The 15,685-nt window shown below is 62.7% G+C and carries 17 protein-coding genes; 5 read left to right on the top strand and 12 right to left on the bottom strand.

The genetic code is table 11. The annotated features are described in order from the left end of the window. The first annotated feature begins 28 nt into the window (after window positions 1-28). Window positions 29-1,132: a helix-turn-helix transcriptional regulator gene (locus AC0L26_RS09855; protein ID WP_473632353.1), complete on the top strand. Its 1,104-nt coding sequence runs from the start codon at window positions 29-31 to the stop codon at window positions 1,130-1,132. A 40-nt stretch (window positions 1,133-1,172) separates the two neighbouring features. On the opposite strand, the gene AC0L26_RS09850 is transcribed toward AC0L26_RS09855, so the two are convergent. Together AC0L26_RS09850 and AC0L26_RS09845 are read right to left on the bottom strand one after the other, a co-directional pair. Beyond that, a complete protein-coding gene (locus AC0L26_RS09850; protein WP_473632352.1) occupies window positions 1,173-1,790 on the bottom strand; it encodes a LysE family transporter in 618 nt (205 codons plus the stop codon). Window positions 1,791-1,917: 127 nt separating this feature from the next. Further along, a complete protein-coding gene (locus AC0L26_RS09845; RefSeq protein WP_473632351.1) occupies window positions 1,918-3,060 on the bottom strand; it encodes a helix-turn-helix transcriptional regulator in 1,143 nt (380 codons plus the stop codon). A 203-nt stretch (window positions 3,061-3,263) separates the two neighbouring features. Between AC0L26_RS09845 and AC0L26_RS09840 the strand changes: the two genes are divergently transcribed. The 3 genes from AC0L26_RS09840 (at window position 3,264) to AC0L26_RS09830 (ending at window position 6,665) form a co-directional block, all read left to right on the top strand. Then, the gene (locus tag AC0L26_RS09840) at window positions 3,264-4,739 is read left to right on the top strand and encodes a YadA-like family protein (protein ID WP_473632350.1); all 1,476 of its coding nucleotides are present in this window, start codon (window positions 3,264-3,266) and stop codon (window positions 4,737-4,739) included. A gap of 44 nt (window positions 4,740-4,783) precedes the next feature. Continuing rightward, a complete protein-coding gene (locus AC0L26_RS09835; protein ID WP_473632349.1) occupies window positions 4,784-5,404 on the top strand; it encodes a hypothetical protein in 621 nt (206 codons plus the stop codon). A gap of 565 nt (window positions 5,405-5,969) precedes the next feature. Further along, window positions 5,970-6,665, top strand: coding sequence for a DUF1013 domain-containing protein (locus tag AC0L26_RS09830; RefSeq protein ID WP_473632348.1), 696 nt, complete (start codon window positions 5,970-5,972; stop codon window positions 6,663-6,665). A gap of 70 nt (window positions 6,666-6,735) precedes the next feature. On the opposite strand, the gene AC0L26_RS09825 is transcribed toward AC0L26_RS09830, so the two are convergent. From AC0L26_RS09825 to AC0L26_RS09805, 5 genes are all read right to left on the bottom strand, one after another. Then, window positions 6,736-7,455, bottom strand: a complete 720-nt coding sequence (locus AC0L26_RS09825) for a helix-turn-helix transcriptional regulator (RefSeq protein ID WP_095487267.1) — start codon at window positions 7,453-7,455, stop codon at window positions 6,736-6,738. Window positions 7,456-7,528: 73 nt separating this feature from the next. Beyond that, entirely contained in the window at window positions 7,529-7,939 is a 411-nt protein-coding gene (locus tag AC0L26_RS09820; protein WP_473632347.1) for a hypothetical protein, read from the bottom strand. A 7-nt stretch (window positions 7,940-7,946) separates the two neighbouring features. After that, window positions 7,947-8,312 carry a VOC family protein gene (locus AC0L26_RS09815; protein WP_354492864.1) on the bottom strand — a complete coding sequence of 122 codons (366 nt, stop codon included), beginning with the start codon at window positions 8,310-8,312 and terminating at the stop codon, window positions 7,947-7,949. A 53-nt stretch (window positions 8,313-8,365) separates the two neighbouring features. Beyond that, complete coding sequence (locus AC0L26_RS09810; RefSeq protein WP_473632346.1) at window positions 8,366-8,968, bottom strand: DJ-1/PfpI family protein; 603 nt, start codon at window positions 8,966-8,968, stop codon at window positions 8,366-8,368. 78 nt (window positions 8,969-9,046) lie between these two features. Further along, the gene (locus AC0L26_RS09805; protein WP_354492866.1) at window positions 9,047-9,211 is read right to left on the bottom strand and encodes a hypothetical protein; all 165 of its coding nucleotides are present in this window, start codon (window positions 9,209-9,211) and stop codon (window positions 9,047-9,049) included. 218 nt (window positions 9,212-9,429) lie between these two features. On the opposite strand from AC0L26_RS09805, the gene AC0L26_RS09800 reads away from it, so the two are divergent. Then, on the top strand, window positions 9,430-9,591 hold the full coding sequence (locus AC0L26_RS09800) for a hypothetical protein (protein ID WP_352927925.1): 162 nt from the start codon (window positions 9,430-9,432) through the stop codon (window positions 9,589-9,591). 13 nt (window positions 9,592-9,604) lie between these two features. Here the strand turns inward: AC0L26_RS09800 and AC0L26_RS09795 are convergent, their stop codons facing one another. From AC0L26_RS09795 to AC0L26_RS09775, 5 genes are all read right to left on the bottom strand, one after another. Continuing rightward, window positions 9,605-10,336, bottom strand: coding sequence for an SGNH/GDSL hydrolase family protein (locus tag AC0L26_RS09795; protein ID WP_473632345.1), 732 nt, complete (start codon window positions 10,334-10,336; stop codon window positions 9,605-9,607). 97 nt (window positions 10,337-10,433) lie between these two features. Continuing rightward, window positions 10,434-11,174 (bottom strand): DUF899 domain-containing protein, encoded by a 741-nt coding sequence (locus AC0L26_RS09790; protein ID WP_473632344.1) that lies wholly within the window; start codon window positions 11,172-11,174, stop codon window positions 10,434-10,436. A gap of 135 nt (window positions 11,175-11,309) precedes the next feature. Continuing rightward, complete coding sequence (locus AC0L26_RS09785; protein ID WP_473632343.1) at window positions 11,310-12,335, bottom strand: class I fructose-bisphosphate aldolase; 1,026 nt, start codon at window positions 12,333-12,335, stop codon at window positions 11,310-11,312. A 145-nt stretch (window positions 12,336-12,480) separates the two neighbouring features. Further along, window positions 12,481-13,677: a phosphoglycerate kinase gene (locus tag AC0L26_RS09780; protein WP_473632342.1), complete on the bottom strand. Its 1,197-nt coding sequence runs from the start codon at window positions 13,675-13,677 to the stop codon at window positions 12,481-12,483. Between the two features lie 109 nt (window positions 13,678-13,786). Continuing rightward, window positions 13,787-15,676: a potassium/proton antiporter gene (locus tag AC0L26_RS09775; RefSeq protein ID WP_473632341.1), complete on the bottom strand. Its 1,890-nt coding sequence runs from the start codon at window positions 15,674-15,676 to the stop codon at window positions 13,787-13,789. Between the last annotated feature and the right edge of the window lie 9 nt (window positions 15,677-15,685).

Here is a 15,685-nt window from a genome sequence, read left to right as displayed (position 1 = left end):
AGACGCTCTGAACGAGGCCGTGCGCCCCATGTTTGATGATCTTACCGACAAGATCTACGAGGCGGCTTTCGTGCCGGAACTTTGGGGGGATACGCTGGAAGCTGCCGGCCGTCTTTCTGGTTCGGCCACCGGCGCCATCCTCCTGTTCAGTGCCGATTCTCCGGTCCGCGGCAAATTGAGTGACATTTCTCCGGTTCACGGCAACTCCCTCCGATCCTTGTTTAATGAATTTGTCGCCAGCGATGCCTGGAAATTCTCTGAGGCGATACAGCGCATGTGCAGCATGCAGCCGGCGAGCTTTGTGCAGGTCGAAGATTTCTTGACAGCCGAAGAGGTCGAACGTGACCCGGTGCGGACACAGCTGAGAGCAGCAGGTATCGGCTCGCACCTTTGTTCGGCAGTTGCCATGCCGAGCGGCGAGCTGGTCACATTCGTTTTTCAGCGGTGGATCAAGGATGGCACCTACGATCGGGCGTCGGTCGATAGGCTCGGCCAGCTGCGCCCGCATTTCGCGCGTGCCGGCATGATCTCGGCGCGATTGGGGTTGGAGCAGGCCAGGGCGACCGTCTCGGCACTAGAGACTATCGGGCTGCCCGCGGCGGTAATGACTGCATCGGGACGCGTGCTGACGGCCAATAGCCTCCTGGAAGAAATGCCCGAGATGTTTCTGCCAACCGCCTATGGCGGCATGGCGATCGCCAGTGCCTCCGCCAATGCGCTTTTCCAGCAGGCCATCGTCGAGAACCGGCACAATTCGGCAGTGCGCTCCATTCCCGTCGCGGCGAGCGAAAGCCGGCCGGCCCTGATCATTCACCTCTTGCCGCTGCGGCGCGCCGCACATGACGTTTTTTTCGGCGCAGACATCCTGATTGCGGCGACAGCAGTAAGCGCCAGTTCCGTTGTGCCTTCACCAAGCATCCTGGCCGGCCTGTTCGACCTGACACCCTCGGAGGCACGTCTGGCGGCTGCGCTTTCGCAAGGGCGGCCCTTGAAGGATGCTGCGTCCGACTTGAAGATCACCGTAAAGTCCAGCCGGACCTATCTTGAACGGATCTTTGCCAAGACGGGGACCCGCCAGCAAAGTCAGCTCGTGGCCCTGCTCAAAAGCACAGAGCCACTCAACCGCAGATGACGATCGGTTAAAAATGTTGGCGCCCGGTACATCTGTCGCTTCAATGGCTAAGCGCGGCAAAACCGATCGCTATCAAAGCTCCTCCCAATACGATGTCCACGTGCTTTCGAAAACGGTTGTAAAGTTGACGCATCGCTGGCTGGGAAATCACGAGGCCGACGAGGCCAAACCAAGCGATTGCTATGGTGAAAACCAGCGCGACCACGGATAAGCTAATTGCTCCGCGGGTATTTAAGCTTAGCGTAGAGAAAGCAAAAAACAATGCGGTGGCAGGATTTGCCGCTGCCGTGATAAAGCCCAGCCGGAAGTACCGAACGATGGCAACCGGCTTCGGCTCGTTGGCGCCAGTCTTGATCGACAGCGCCCGCCGCATCGAATTCCAGCCGATGAAGACCAACATTGCGCCGTAAAGGCTGGCGGCCATCTGGTGTGCAATGCCTCCCGGCGGCAGCGCGCCGGCTCCCGTCGCGACGATCGCCGCCAGCGAACTCGCGCCGAGGGCAATACCAGCGGCAGCCGAGAGCGCCGTGGCACGCGAAGCGGTTAGCCCGGCCTGCGCGACGAGAGCAAAATTGGCGCCCGGCAGCATTGCCAACAGCGCATAGGAAATGGCGAACGGAAACAACCCCGCCGCAACAGCATGCCCGGTTTCCAACATCGATCAGCCCACATCGGCGGCGCCTGCTCTCCTGAAAGCAGATCGCCGCTACCGAAGCGAAATGTGGATGAAACACTTCCCCTCTAACAGTCGGCAAATGCCGACATGAGGACGTTTTGTTGCCGGGCTACCGGCCGCGCCCGCTGAGCGGTTCCGTGCTCTTGAGCAGCGCAACCAGTTCGCTCTGCTGCCGGGTGCCGGTCTTGGAGAAAATCCGTTCGAGGTAGGTCCGGCAGGTCTTCACCGTGATGTTCGAACTTGCGGCGGCTTCCTTCAGCGTCCGCCCGGACGCCAATGCGGCGGCAAGCCGGGCTTCGGCCGACGTCAGGTCGAACAGGCTGCGGACATGCGTCTCGAAGCCATCGGGAATGCGCCGGGCGACCTCCGTGACCATGATCACCGCGCACCGTTCCGACGCCAGGCCATAGGCGCGGGCATCGACGAAGGGCGCAACCGACAGCATCAGCCGCGTCAAGTCGGAGCGCTTGTGATCCGACGGCACCATCAGCGTTCCTCCGGTTCCGGGCATGGTGCCGTCCCGCAACGAGCAGGCATCCGCGACCAGCTGCTGAAGCTCCTGGGCATCCCTGGAATTGGAGGCGACGATCGCGCCGCCATTCAGCGCCAGAGGGCTGTCGAGTCGCGCCAGCATCGCCTCGGCGGCCTCGTTCATCTGGGCGATACGCTGAAAGCCGTCCACCAGAAACACGCCGAAGGGCAGATGCGAGAAGGCCGATGCCAGCGCCGAAGTGTTCTCCAGCCGCCGGCTGATCTGCCCGGCGCGCAGCATATGCGGCACGATCTTCTGCAGCAGGTCGATGTCGTCGGCGCCGAACGCGTCCTGCCTTGAGCCGCGATGGATATCGAAAAACCAATAGGAGCCGTTCGAAGCCAGAAGATTGGAAGCGAGCCCATGATGCATGTCGCGCGGCCTCATCCAGTCTTGCCAGAGTTCGCGGCGGCGGAACGCCGCCACGTCTTCAGCTATCCGCGTGCGATCATAGATTTTGCCCACCGACAGCGCTGCCGCGACCGCGCTAATGGGTTCACGCATGTGTGCGGCTGCCGCTTCGGGAGAACACAGCCCCGGGTCATCGACAGTCCCGACCGCGCTGAACGCCTGCTGATCGAGCCGCGCGATACAGCTTCGCGATGCCTTGAACAGATCGCGCAGCCCTACAACCACATTAGACCAACGCTCCTGATCATAGGCGGCCTCGTAGATCTGACCAACAACGGTGGAGACTGATTCAATGGTGACCTCAGTCATGATGGCCTCCGTTGCTGCGGACATTTGGCTGATGAAGCCTAGCATACGGAAGCTCTCGCGCAAGTTGCATCGTCGATGAACCAGTCGATGCTGCCCCCAATCCCGCCTCGCCGATGATTGGCACAAACGAATGTGTAACCCTGCGGCAACAGCCTGTTCCAGCAAGGCAGCAGCCGCGCCACAAACCGGCTAGGAGTCGTCATATGACGATTGTTTGGATCGTGGCCTTGTCCGCAGTCTCCCGCCGCATTGGCAATTCGATTTGTGGGGCACTGAGCGTAATGGCGAGCATGATCAAGCAGATGGAACGGAACGGCGTGACACTCGTTTCCGGGAGCACGGGGCGGCTGATGCTCTTATCGGGATGCGTGAAACTCACCGGGCATTTTAGCCTGCGTGGCGTTCTGGCCCTGGCGCCCGCCTTGGTCGGCTTGATGGTTATGGCCGCCCCGGGGAACGCATCGGCAAGCGAATGCGAGGGCGGCACCGACGGTAATGAAGGAACAAGCTTTGCCTGCGGCGAAGGTGCCGCCACACGTTTCGGATACTCAGTAGCCATCGGTTCGTCCGGTGATTCCGGGTTGTCGGCTACCAACACCAACGCGTCGGCGGCTACGGCCGTAGGTTATGGCGCGGTAGTGGGCCATCCAATTCAAAATCCCGACGGCTCCACCGGATGGGCGGGATTTCAGGGTACAGCAATAGGTTACAACACTTATGCAGCCGAAAGTTCCACAACGGCACTGGGTTCACTGGCGAAAGCGTACGGCCAAAACTCGATGGCGCTCGGCGCCGATGCGGTGGCGAGCAGAGACAATCAGATCGCAATCGGCACGGGCGGAAACACCTACACGCTGGCCGGCGTCAACTCGCAGGCAAGCAAGGACGCCCAAGGAGCCACAAAATATCTGCTGACGACGGACGGCGACGGCAATCTGGCGGCGTCCACATTCGATGTCGCGACACTGGAGAATCTACCGGCACAAGTCGCCCAGAACAGCACCGATATCGCCAATCTGGGCACCACGGTGAACAATCATACGATGCAGATCACGGCCAACACCACGGAGTTGGCCGATCACGAGACGCGCATAACCAACAACACGACACAGATCACTGCCAACACGACCGAGCTCGCCGATCACGAGACGCGCATCACCAACAACACGACACAGATCGCGGCCAACACGACCGAGCTCGCCGATCACGAGACGCGCATCACCGACAATACGACACAGATCACTGCCAACACGGCCGAGCTCTCCGATCATGAGACGCGCATCACCAGCAACACCAATACGCTGAATGTGCACACCACTGAGATCGCGGACCTCGATACGAGGGTGACGACCAACACCACCAACATAGCCGCGCTCGACGGTCGCGTCGGTGGGCTGGAGGCCGGGTTCCAGGATCTCGGTGACCAGGTTAGCGAGAACCGCACAGAGGCGCGTGCCGGAACCGCACTGGCACTTGCCACGGCGGGGCTGCGTTACGACGATCGACCCGGCAAACTGTCGCTCGCCGGGGGCTTTGGAAATTTCAAGGGACAGTCAGGGCTGGCACTCGGCCTCGGGTACAATCCCAGCCTGGACTTCCGCCTCAACGGCGCCATCTCGGCAACCACCAACCGTCGCGATGTTGGCGTCAGCCTCGGTGCATCGTGGACGCTTAATTGATGTTGGCAAGGACGGCGCCGACCGCACGCACGCGGCGTCAAAGCGTGCGGGGAAGCCGCCTTGCGCGGGGGGCGATCGTTGCCGGTGCCTTGTTGGCACTGGCAACGATCGCAGGGCCGCCGCCCGTAGCCTGGGCCCAGGCCAAGGAAAAGAGGGTCGGCCAGAAGGCGGCTCATCCGGCCAGCATCGATCGCAACGGCGTGCTGATCCTGACAAGGAGTGCGCTGCTGGCGCTCGACCAGGCCAACAAGACTGGCAACTACACCGTTCTACGCGATCTCGGTTCGCCGAACTTTCAGGCCAACAGCGCCGCGCAACTCGGCGATATCTTTGCCAGCCAGCGCAAGCAGGCGCTCGATTTCGGCGCCGTCGCCGTGCTTGAGCCGCAACTGACGCTGCTGCCGCAGATCGAACCGAACGGCATGCTGCACATGGCGGGCTTCTTCCCGTCGGTGCCGCTGCAAGTCAATTTTGAACTGCTGTTCGAGCCGGTGAACCGGCAATGGAAGATCTATGGGGTGTCGGTCAACCTCACGTCCGGTGGACCGCAGGCGCCGGACACGCAAGCCGGCGAGCAGCCGAAGCCAGCCGATACCGCGCTGCCTCCGGACGCACCTTCGATTGCCGTCCAGCCGAAGAAGAAAACCAAACCGGTCAAGCCGTAGCAACGGAGCGTAGGGGCCGTCGTGCTCCCAAGTCCTTTTGCTCGGATCCGATATCGGGAGTTGCATCAAAATTGACTAACGAAAAAACGCGTCAGAGGTATGTTTGCATACTTGACCCGACAAACGCATGGACGGTCTGGGATTGCGAGATGGAGATACCGGCCTCGCTAAGAGGTCGCCACCTGACTGGCCGGACGAAGGACCGAGCCGAAGCTGCACGTGTAGTTCTCGAACGTATCCATGAAGGCAAGATGAATAGCGGTTAGGCTCGCATCAGCTCGTTGATTAAATTTCGGGGAACCATAGCGAATGGAAGATACGCCGCTGGGCAGATGAACAAACAGGCCAAGCCGTAGCTGGCGGAATGGCTTGGCATTGATCCGCTAAAGGCCCTTTGACAGTCCTCGCATGGTCCTCCGCCATCCTTACCATCCTTACGCTCGCCTTTCCCAAAAACGTTGCGAAATGGTGAGAGAGCGGTTATACACGCAGCGAATTTCCCATTTTGGTGGCTCTAAAACCACCGCCCGCGCGGGAACGCGGGCGAACGAGAAGGATATTTGCAATGGCCAATACGCTGCTGATGCCCAAGGCGACCGCCGTCTGGCTGGTCGACAACACCGCGCTCTCCTTCGAGCAGATCGCGCAGTTCTGCGGGTTGCATCCGCTTGAGGTCAAGGCGATCGCCGACGGCGAATCGGCGCAAGGCATCAAGGGTATGGACCCGATCATGACCGGCCAGTTGACCCGCGACGAGATCGCACGCGCCGAGAAGGATGCGAACCATCGGTTGAAGCTGTCCGATCCCAAGGTGCGGGTGCCGGAATCCAAGCGCAAGGGTCCGCGCTATACGCCGCTGTCGAAGCGCCAGGACCGGCCCAACGCCATCCTCTGGCTGGTGCGCAATCATCCCGAGCTGAAGGACGCGCAGATCGCGCGCCTCGTCGGCACCACCAAGTCGACGATCGACCAGATCCGCGACAGAAAACACTGGAACTCGGCCAATCTGCAGCCGATGGATCCGGTGACGCTGGGTCTCGCCTCGCAGATCGACCTCGACATGGAAGTCAATCGCGCTTCGCGTGGCCGCGAGCAGGCACAGCCGGCCGGCGACACGCTGCTGCCGGCGGCTTTGACCGAGCGGCTGGTGCCGACACCGGAGAAGCCGAAGGACGAGGATGCCGAGCTCGACGCCAACGCCGTCTTTGCCAAGCTTTCGGCGCTGAAGTCGAAGAACGAGGACACCGACGACGAGGAGTGAGAAGCGGCGGCTATAGCCAATCAATTACAAAAAGCCCGCCTGACGCGGGCTTTTTTTGCGATCGTGCGTGTCAGGTTCGCGCGGCCCGGTCCGGCGCCATGCCGTAATCCTCGCTGCGCTCGACCGCACGATAGAAATCGGCGAGCTGCTTGCCGCGCTCGGGCTTGAAGACGCGGCCGGCTATGACCACCGAGGCGATGCGGTCGATGCGGAAGGCGCGGAAATCGTCGCGCATCTCGCACCAGGCGACCAGCGTCCACACCTTGCCCCAAAACCATAGGCCTAGCGGCCTGATATCGCGCGCGGTGCTGCGCCCGGCCTCGTCGGAATAGTCGATGGTCAGCACCTGGCGTTTTTCCACCGCGCGCTCGATCAGGTCGATTGCCTCGCGCGCGGCGTCGCTCACCACCCACATCGGCGTGTGGATTTCGGTGCGGGCGATGCGGTCCTTTTCGGCATCGGGCAGCACGGCGCCGATCTTGACCAGCGCCTCGTCGGCGGCCCGCGCCATGGCAGCGCCGCCAAACGCGCGCACCATGCGGGCGCCGGCGACCAGCGCCACGATCTCGTCACGCGTGAACATCAGCGGCGGAAGGTCGAAACCCTCCCTCATCATGTAGCCAACGCCGGCCTCGCCGTCGATCGGCACACCAGTCGACTGCAGGTCGGCGATGTCGCGGTAGATGGTTCGCTCGGAAACCTCGAGCCACGTGCCCAGCTTCTGGGCGGTGACCAGACGGCCACCGCGCAGATGCTGCACGATCTGGAAGAGCCTGTCGGCGCGGCGCATCGTATGGTCCCTCGGTGTTGTTTCTATGCATGTCGTGGTCCCAAAACCGGTTCCCACTTTTGGGCGACATGCATTATGGTTCCAGCCCTTCGCGCTTTCGCTGCGCGGCGACGAATGCCGCGCCGAAGGACAATTTCCCTGTTGTCGGCGTCTTTGCATCCAGCACCCGCCAGAACGGCGCGATGTCGCTCAGCGTCATGCCGCGCTCCAGATCCTCGTTGGCGGCCTCGGCGACAGTGCGCAGATGATAGCCGATAGTAACCGGGCATGTCACTTCGGCACCGTGCTCGATGGCCAGGGCGGTGCACAATGCGCGGACATCTATGTCCACGCCCTTTGGGATGGAGCGGATGAAATCATCGACCTGCCGCGCTGTCGGCACCAGCATCGGCTGGCCCTCGACGACGTCACCGACAGTGCGCGGCGACGGCTTGATGCCATTGATGCCCGGCGTATTCAGCCTGTCGTTCCAGCTTTTTGCCATGCGCCACCTAGACAAAGAGCCCGAAACTGTTGCCGTCCGGGTCTAGGCAATAGGCGAATATGCCGGCCGGAATGGAGATCGCCGGCGAGACGACCTGACCGCCGTTCTGCCTCACCCGTTCCATGGCGTCTTCGATCGGTGCGGCAACCGACAGATGGATGGTTGGGCCGGTTCCCGGTGCCGCGGGTTTTCCGGGGTAGACGTGCCCGGAGGCCATTCGGTCCTGCGCGGCGAACATGGCCAGCGGGTTCGGGCCGCTCTCCTCCAGAGCGAGATCGTTCTGAAGCACCGACCCATAAAAGGCGCGGGCCCGATCCATGTCGGTGACGGGGATCTCGAACCATGCCGAGGCTTTTGCGGGGATGAAGGCCATGCCAGTCTCCTGATACTGTCGCACTATCGCACGCCGCTCCTGACACCATACTGTCAGGAGGCTTCAGTACGTTCCCCTTCGGCATACTCCTTGGCGAACAGCCTGCGCATCTCAGCGAGGTCGCTGCTTCTCTGGGGATAGAGCGTCGTCAAATAGGCAAGAGCGAAGGTGCCGGGAGCCGAACCCGGCGCAGACACGATGCGACCGTCGGCGACGGCATAGGGCACATCCAGATAGTTCTGGGCGCCTGGATAGCCCGGTTCCTTTTCATTGATCCAGTCACGACCATTGCTGGTGTGTTTGGCCTTGTCGAACAGGCCGGCACGCGCCAGCGCCAGCGTGCCGGCGCAGATGCCGCCGACCACGCCGCCGCGCGCCGCAATTGCCGTCAGCAACCCGGAGATATCAGGCGGTGCATCGACCCACTGGTCGGAGCCGATGACTGCGACGGCGTCGAGATCGGTGTTTTCATCAATCTCGGCGGAGCGGTCGGGCGTCAGCTGAAACCCGCTGGCCGACGTCACCGGCCTACCGCCCGGCGTCAGCGACACCGCGCGGGCGCCGAACCATTCGACCGCCGAAGCTGCCAGCAGGCCGTATTCCCAGTCGGCAAAGCGATCGATGAAAACGACACCGATGGTCTTCTGTTCGGACATTTCCTGCTCCGCCCTTCGGCCCGCCGGACCTATTATCTGGGCGCCGTAGCGCCCGCATCCAAGCACTACGGCGAAAAATCACCCGCGGCCGTGGCGGCCTTCGTAATTATCGGGCCAACCGATGTCCTTGCGGATGCTCTGCGGCAAGTCATTCATGAAACGTTGGGTGCGGATCTCGTTGCGCATCGTCCGGATCTTGCCGACATAGTGCTGCACGCTGCGCAGAATGGTAAAACCGTTCATAGCTGGTCTCCTCTCTTTCGATGGAGACACTATCGCACACCCCTCCTGACAGCAGTCTGTCAGGAGGATGGATGGCCTTTGACGACGCTGCCAGTTTGCCGATTCCGCGATCCGCCACGTCGCATTCAGAGCGCCGGCGATCGTGTCGTGAATAATGGCCAGGGATGAGCGCACAAGGAGCGCTTTGACAGTCGGCCGCGATGCTGGTCAAAGGCGGCATGTCGAAACTCCTTGCGCTCGTCATCATCGCCATGATGGTCATCCAGCTGATCAAGCCGCTCGGGTGGCCGGGGCTGAGGCGGCGCAGCGATTTCTGGAAGCTGGCGGTACTGGCAATGGCCGCGATTTCGATAACGGCGGCGCTGGGGCATTGGGGTTAGGGCCGACGGCCCGTTACGCGATGCGAAATTCGTCGGCTAGCACCAAGCCGACGAGATGTTCCGCCCAGGCCCGGTAGCCGGCTTCCGAGGCATGAAATCCGTCGGACGCAAAGCCGGCTTCGGCGTCGGTGATCGGCAGGCGCGGCGCCGGCACCGCGCCGCGTTCGAGACAAAGGCGCTCGCCCATCCGGTTCATCTCGGCGGCGCGGATCTCCAGGATCTTTCCGAGCAACGGCGGCATTGCCGGAGCCCGGGTGAATTCCAGCACTGGCGACCACACCACGCGCGCCTCAGGCCATTTGGCGCGCAGCGCGTAGAGCAAGCCGCCAAAATCGCTCTTGAAGCGTCGCACCGAGTGAAAGTTCTTAGTGTCGTTGGTGCCGATGGCCAGCACAATATGCGTCCAAGGATCGGCCGACAGGTTGGGCAGCACATGGTCGCGGATCTGGCCCGAAGTCGCCGAGTTGAAGCCGGCTGCCCGCCAGCGCACCGCACGGCCAGTGCGTTGCGAGATCAGCTTGGCCAGCTGCGCGGCCAGCCCGTACTCGGAATTGCCGATGCCGACGGACGCGGCGGAAGAATCGCCAAGCATCAAAAGCGAGATCGCCGGTGCCTTGCCTGGTATCTCGTGCATGACCGGACCTTGCGCCGGCAGCATGCGGGTGGTGCGGCGGCGCACGCCGAGCCCCTGCCAGACATAGACCGGAAAGGCGAGCCAGGTGAGGAGGGCAAGAAAGCGCTGCATCGCAAACCGTTAATGGGCAAGTCCGTTAAAGGGCATAGCGAGCAGCACTTAGCGCATATCGGGCCGAAGGCGAAAGACCTTGCGTCGACAGCCACCGTCAATGGCAACAGGCGTCCTGCATCTCAGGCCGGTCTGCATATTCATCGTGCAGCCGCACCCAGTCCATCAGGCTGTGATAGGGACCGGTCTCGTTGCGGCCTTTCGGCGTCAGGTCGAGATAGTGATAGGCGCCGATCAGCGGATCACCGCCCCTGGAGCGCGACATGAAGGTCAGAAAGATGTCGCCGTTCTCATCCCGGTAGAACACGCTGGTGCCGGGAAGGTCCTTCGATTTGCGCGCGCGCTGTTCGAAATTGTAGATCGTGTCGCCGGCCGCGATCTGCTTGTCGGTGAAGGATACCTGCATGTCAAAATTGAAATCCGAGGCGTAGGACGACACCCAGTCGAATTTCCAGCCCATGCGCTGTTTGTAAGGCAGCAGTTCGGCCAGCGGCGCCCGCGCCACCACGACCAGCGACACATCGTGGTGCTTGAGATGCTGGTTGGCGCCATCGATGTGGTCGGCAAGGAAGGAACACCCTTCGCAACGGTAATCGGCGCCCGGCCCGAACATGAAATGGTAGACGATCAGCTGGCTTGCGCCGACGAATAGTTCGGCCAGTGTCTTCGGCCCCTGTTCGGTCTCGAAGACATAGTCCTTGCGGATCTTCAACCAAGGCAATTCCCGCCGTTCGGCAGCGATCCGGTCGCGAAATCGCGTCAATTCCTTCTCGCGGGCCAGATGCGCCTTGTGCGCCTCGAACCAGTCTTCCCGTGAAACGACCTTGTTGTTTGGCATGAGTCTGCTCCTCTTTGAACCCAAGGACGTTTGGGCTCAACGCAAGCCGACACGGCCTTCGCGTTTTTTGGAGCGATTTCAGAGCACATGGAACCCGGGCACATGACCCGGGTCCGGATGAAGGCAGAAAACCGATCAGGCGGCCTGTTCCAGGTCCGGTTGCCATTTTCCAAGCGCGGCCAGATGGTTCATGTGGGCGCGGTGGGCGAAGGCGGCCTGGGCAGCGGCGACGTTGGCCGCCTTGCCGCTCCAGGCCTTCTGTGGCGCCGCCTGCAAGGCGCGGCCGTAGGAGAAGGTCAATTTCCATGGATGCGGGCCGATGGCATTGATGGCATTGAGGTTGGCGGTCGCCTCCTCGTCCGATTGTCCGCCGGAGAGAAAGGCAATGCCCCCAATCGCCGCCGGCACCGTTTCGCGGAACAGTTTTATGGTCTTCTCCGCGACTTCTTCGGGGCTGCTTACCTTGCCCGACTTCTTGCCGGCGAGAACCATGTTCGGCTTCAGGATGGTGCCTTCGAGGACGACGCGGGCTGCGTAGAGCTCGGTGTAGAGCTTGGTCAGCGTTGCCTTGCTGATCTCGTAGCAGGTGCCGATGTCATGGGCGCCGTCCATCAGCACCTCCGGCTCGACGATCGGCACGATGCCGGCCTCCTGGCAAAGCGCCGCATAGCGGGCGAGCGCATGGGCGTTCGAGCCGATCGACGTGGCGGAAGGCACGCCCTTGGCGGCGTCGATGTCGATCACCGCTCGCCATTTGGCGAAACGGGCGCCGAGCTTGTAATAGTCGGCAAGCCGCTCGCGCAGGCCGTCGAGGCCTTCGGTGATCGTGTCGCCGGGGTATCCGGCCAGCGGCTTGGCGCCGGCATCGACCTTGATGCCTGGGATGGCGCCGGTCGCCTTGATGATGTCGACCAGCGGTGTGCCGTCGGCGGCCTTCTGGCGGATGGTCTCGTCATAGAGGATGACGCCGGATATGTATCTGGTCATCGCCGCGTTGGCGCGGAACATCATCTCGCGATAGTCACGGCGGCTGTCGGCGGTCGATTCGACGCCGATCACGTCGAAGCGCTTCTTGATGGTGCCGGAGCTTTCGTCGGCGGCCAAAAGCCCCTTGCCGTCGGCCACCATCGCGGCGGCAATGTCCTCGAGACGTTCGCTCATCGTGCTTCTCCCTGAAACGGTTATTCCAGCCTAGCAGACCACTAGAGCAAGGCAGGTTCAAGTCGAACCATTCCAAGCGGAAAGCTCGAATCGATTGAAACGCGCAAACGCCCCCGTTCGCCTGCCGCCTCAGGACCCCAGGGCCTCAGCGCTTCAGCACATCGACACCGGGCAGCGGCTTGCCTTCCATCCATTCCAGGAAGGCGCCGCCGGCGGTCGAGACATAGGTGAAGTCGTCGGCGACACCGGCGTGGTTGAGAGCGGCAACCGTGTCGCCGCCGCCGGCGACCGAGACCAGTTTGCCGGACTTGGTGCGGGCCGCGGCGTGCTTGGCTGCCGCCACCGTCGCGTGGTCGAACGGCTCGATCTCGAAGGCGCCGAGCGGGCCGTTCCAAACCAGCGTCGCGGCGCGGTCGATCCAGTCGGTAACGGTTTTTACGGTTTTCTCGCCGACATCGAGGATCATGCCGTCGGCCGGCACCTCCGATATGGCGACGGTTTGGCTGGCGGCACCCGCCTTGAATTCTCTGGCGACGACGCCGTCGACCGGCAAGATAACGGCGCAGCCGGCCTCGGCCGCTTCGATCATGATCTGCTTGGCGGTCGAGGCAAGATCATGCTCGCACAGCGATTTTCCGACATCGGTACCGCGCGCGGCGAGAAAGGTGTTGGCCATGCCGCCGCCGATGACCAGCGCGTCGACCTTCCTTACCAGGTTCATCAGGAGGTCGATCTTGCTCGAGACCTTGGCGCCACCGACGATAGCAACGACAGGGCGGACGGGATTGCCGAGGCCCTTTTCCAGCGCGTCGAGCTCGGCTTGCATGGTGCGGCCGGCGAAGGCTGGCAGCAAGTGCGCAAGCCCTTCCGTCGACGAATGGGCGCGGTGGGCGGCCGAAAAGGCGTCGTTGACGAAGATGTCGCCATTGGCGGCGAGCTTTTCGGTGAAGGCCGGATCGTTCTTCTCCTCGGCCTTGTAGAAGCGGGTATTTTCGAGCAGCAGCACGTCGCCGTTGCCCATGGCGGCGATGGCGCTCGCGGCCTTGTCGCCGATGCAGTCGGATGCGAAGCCGACAGGACGGCCGAGCACGTCCGCGGTTGCCTTGGCGATCGGCTCAAGCGAGAATTCGGGCGAGGGTCCATCCTTGGGCCGGCCGAAATGGGCAAGCAGGATGACCTTGGCGCCCTTGCCGGAAAGCTCGGTGATGGTCGGCGCGATGCGTTCGATACGGGTGGCGTCGGAGACCTTGCCGTCGGCGACGGGAACGTTGAGGTCGACGCGCACCAGCACACGCTTGCCGTCGATATTGCCGATGTCGTCCAGTGTCTTAAAGCCGGCCATATTGTTCCCTTTCGCGAAAAACGCCGGGACCTTAACCCGCACCAACGACGATGCAAGACCTGCAATGGTGCTACACGGAAAATATGACCACGGCTCGTACGCGGAGCCGTCAGCCCTCGCCGGTGGACTTTTCCACCACTGGATGTGGAGCCGGTTCAGCGTCCGCTGGCGCCTCGGCGCCCTGCATCTTGGTCCGCTTGCGCCAATTGCGCACAAAGGCAACGATGCGGTCGGCGATCTCGCCAGCGCTCAGGAACACCGGCACCCGCGCCACCGGCGCGGTCGGCTCGAAAGACAGCCCCAGACCGGTGATTTTGCCCTTGTCGTCGACGTCGCGAACGATCAACTCGATCGGGCCAAGCAGCACCCGGTCGGCATATTCGGCATGGCCGCCGAGCCGCTCGGTCACCAGATCGCCGACGGTCAGCTTGCGTTCCTCCTCGGTCAGACCCGGCGCGTAAGCGGCTTCCAGTTCCGCGGCGGAGCGCGCCGGATCGACGGCGAAGGCGCCGAAGAAGTCCGCATCCTCCGGATCGACCACCGCGCGGCTGGCGAACAGCTTGTCGAGCAGGGCTGGATAGCGGTCCGGCACGAAGATGTAGACATGGTCGCCGGCAGCAAGCCTGCCCATGTCCTGGAAGCGCATCGAGCGGCCGTCGCGCAACACCAGCGACGGCCGCGCCCAGCGCGGAATGCGCTCGCCGCGCGCCACCGGGCTGCCAGGCGCTACGCGGTAGGCGAGAAGCTCGTGATGAGCGGAGCCCGGCAATTCGAGTTCGACCTTGTCCAACGGACCCAGGCGGGCCGGCACGATCAGACCGAGGCGGCGCGCCAGCGGTCCTACGGTCCATCCCTGGATGACCAGCGACACCAGCACGACGATGAAGGCGGTGTTGAAGATGAGACGGCCGTTCTCAAGGCCGCCAAGCAGTGGCGTGATGGCGAGCAGGATAGACACGGCGCCACGTAATCCCACCCAGGAGACGAAGGCGACTTCCGGGCGCGGCAGACGGAACGGCATCAGGCAAAGCCAGACGGCGATCGGCCGCGCCACGAATATCAGGAACAGGCCCAGCAGTATCGCCGGCAGCAGGATCGCCGGAAATTGCGAGGGCGTCGCGAACAGGCCGAGGATCAGGAACATGATGATCTGTGCCAGCCACGACATGCCGTCCTGAAAGCGCTTGAGGATGGTGACGGCGCGGATGTCGGAATTGCCGGCAATGAGGCCAGCGAGATAGACCGCCAGAAAGCCGGAGCCGCCAATGGCGCCGGCGGCGGCGAACACCATCAACGACAGCGTCAGCACGAAGATCGGCAGCAGCCCGTGGTCGAGATTGAGCCGGTCGACGAGGCGCACGATGGCGAGGCCGCCGAAAATCCCGACGATGGCGCCAAGCCCCATGTTGAGAAGGAAGCCGAGGACGAGATCGGTAACCAGCACCCTGGTCTCGGGACTGGCGTTGGCGGCTATGATCTCGACCAGGCTGATGGTCAGGAAGATGGCGATTGGGTCATTGGTGCCGGATTCCACCTCGAGCGTGGAACGCACGCGTTCGCGCAAATTGATCTCGCCGGCGCGCAACAGGAAGAACACTGCTGCCGCGTCGGTAGACGCGACGGCAGCCCCAAGCAGGAAGGATTCCAGCCAGCTGAGATCGATCAGGTAATAGGCGACGACGCCGAACAGGCCAGTGGTCAAAAGGACGCCGACAGTCGCCAGCGACAGCGCCGGTCCGGCCGCCTGCCGCAAGGCGTTGAGCGGCGTGCCGAAACCTGAATCGAACAGGATGACCGCTAGCGCCAGTGAGCCGGCAAAATAAGCCAGCCGCGCATTGTCGAACTGGATGCCGAGGCCGTCGGTTCCCGTGGCTAGGCCGATGCAGAGAAACAGCAGCAAGAGAGGAGCGCCGAAGCGGAAGGCGATCAGGCTCGAAAACGCGGCGGCAACGACAAGTGCGGTGCCAACCAGCGTCACGAGATAGATCGCATGCTCCATCCGAAAACC

Source organism: Mesorhizobium sp. WSM4823 (genome assembly GCF_055811195.1).
This window is presented reverse-complemented; position numbering and strand designations above follow the sequence as displayed.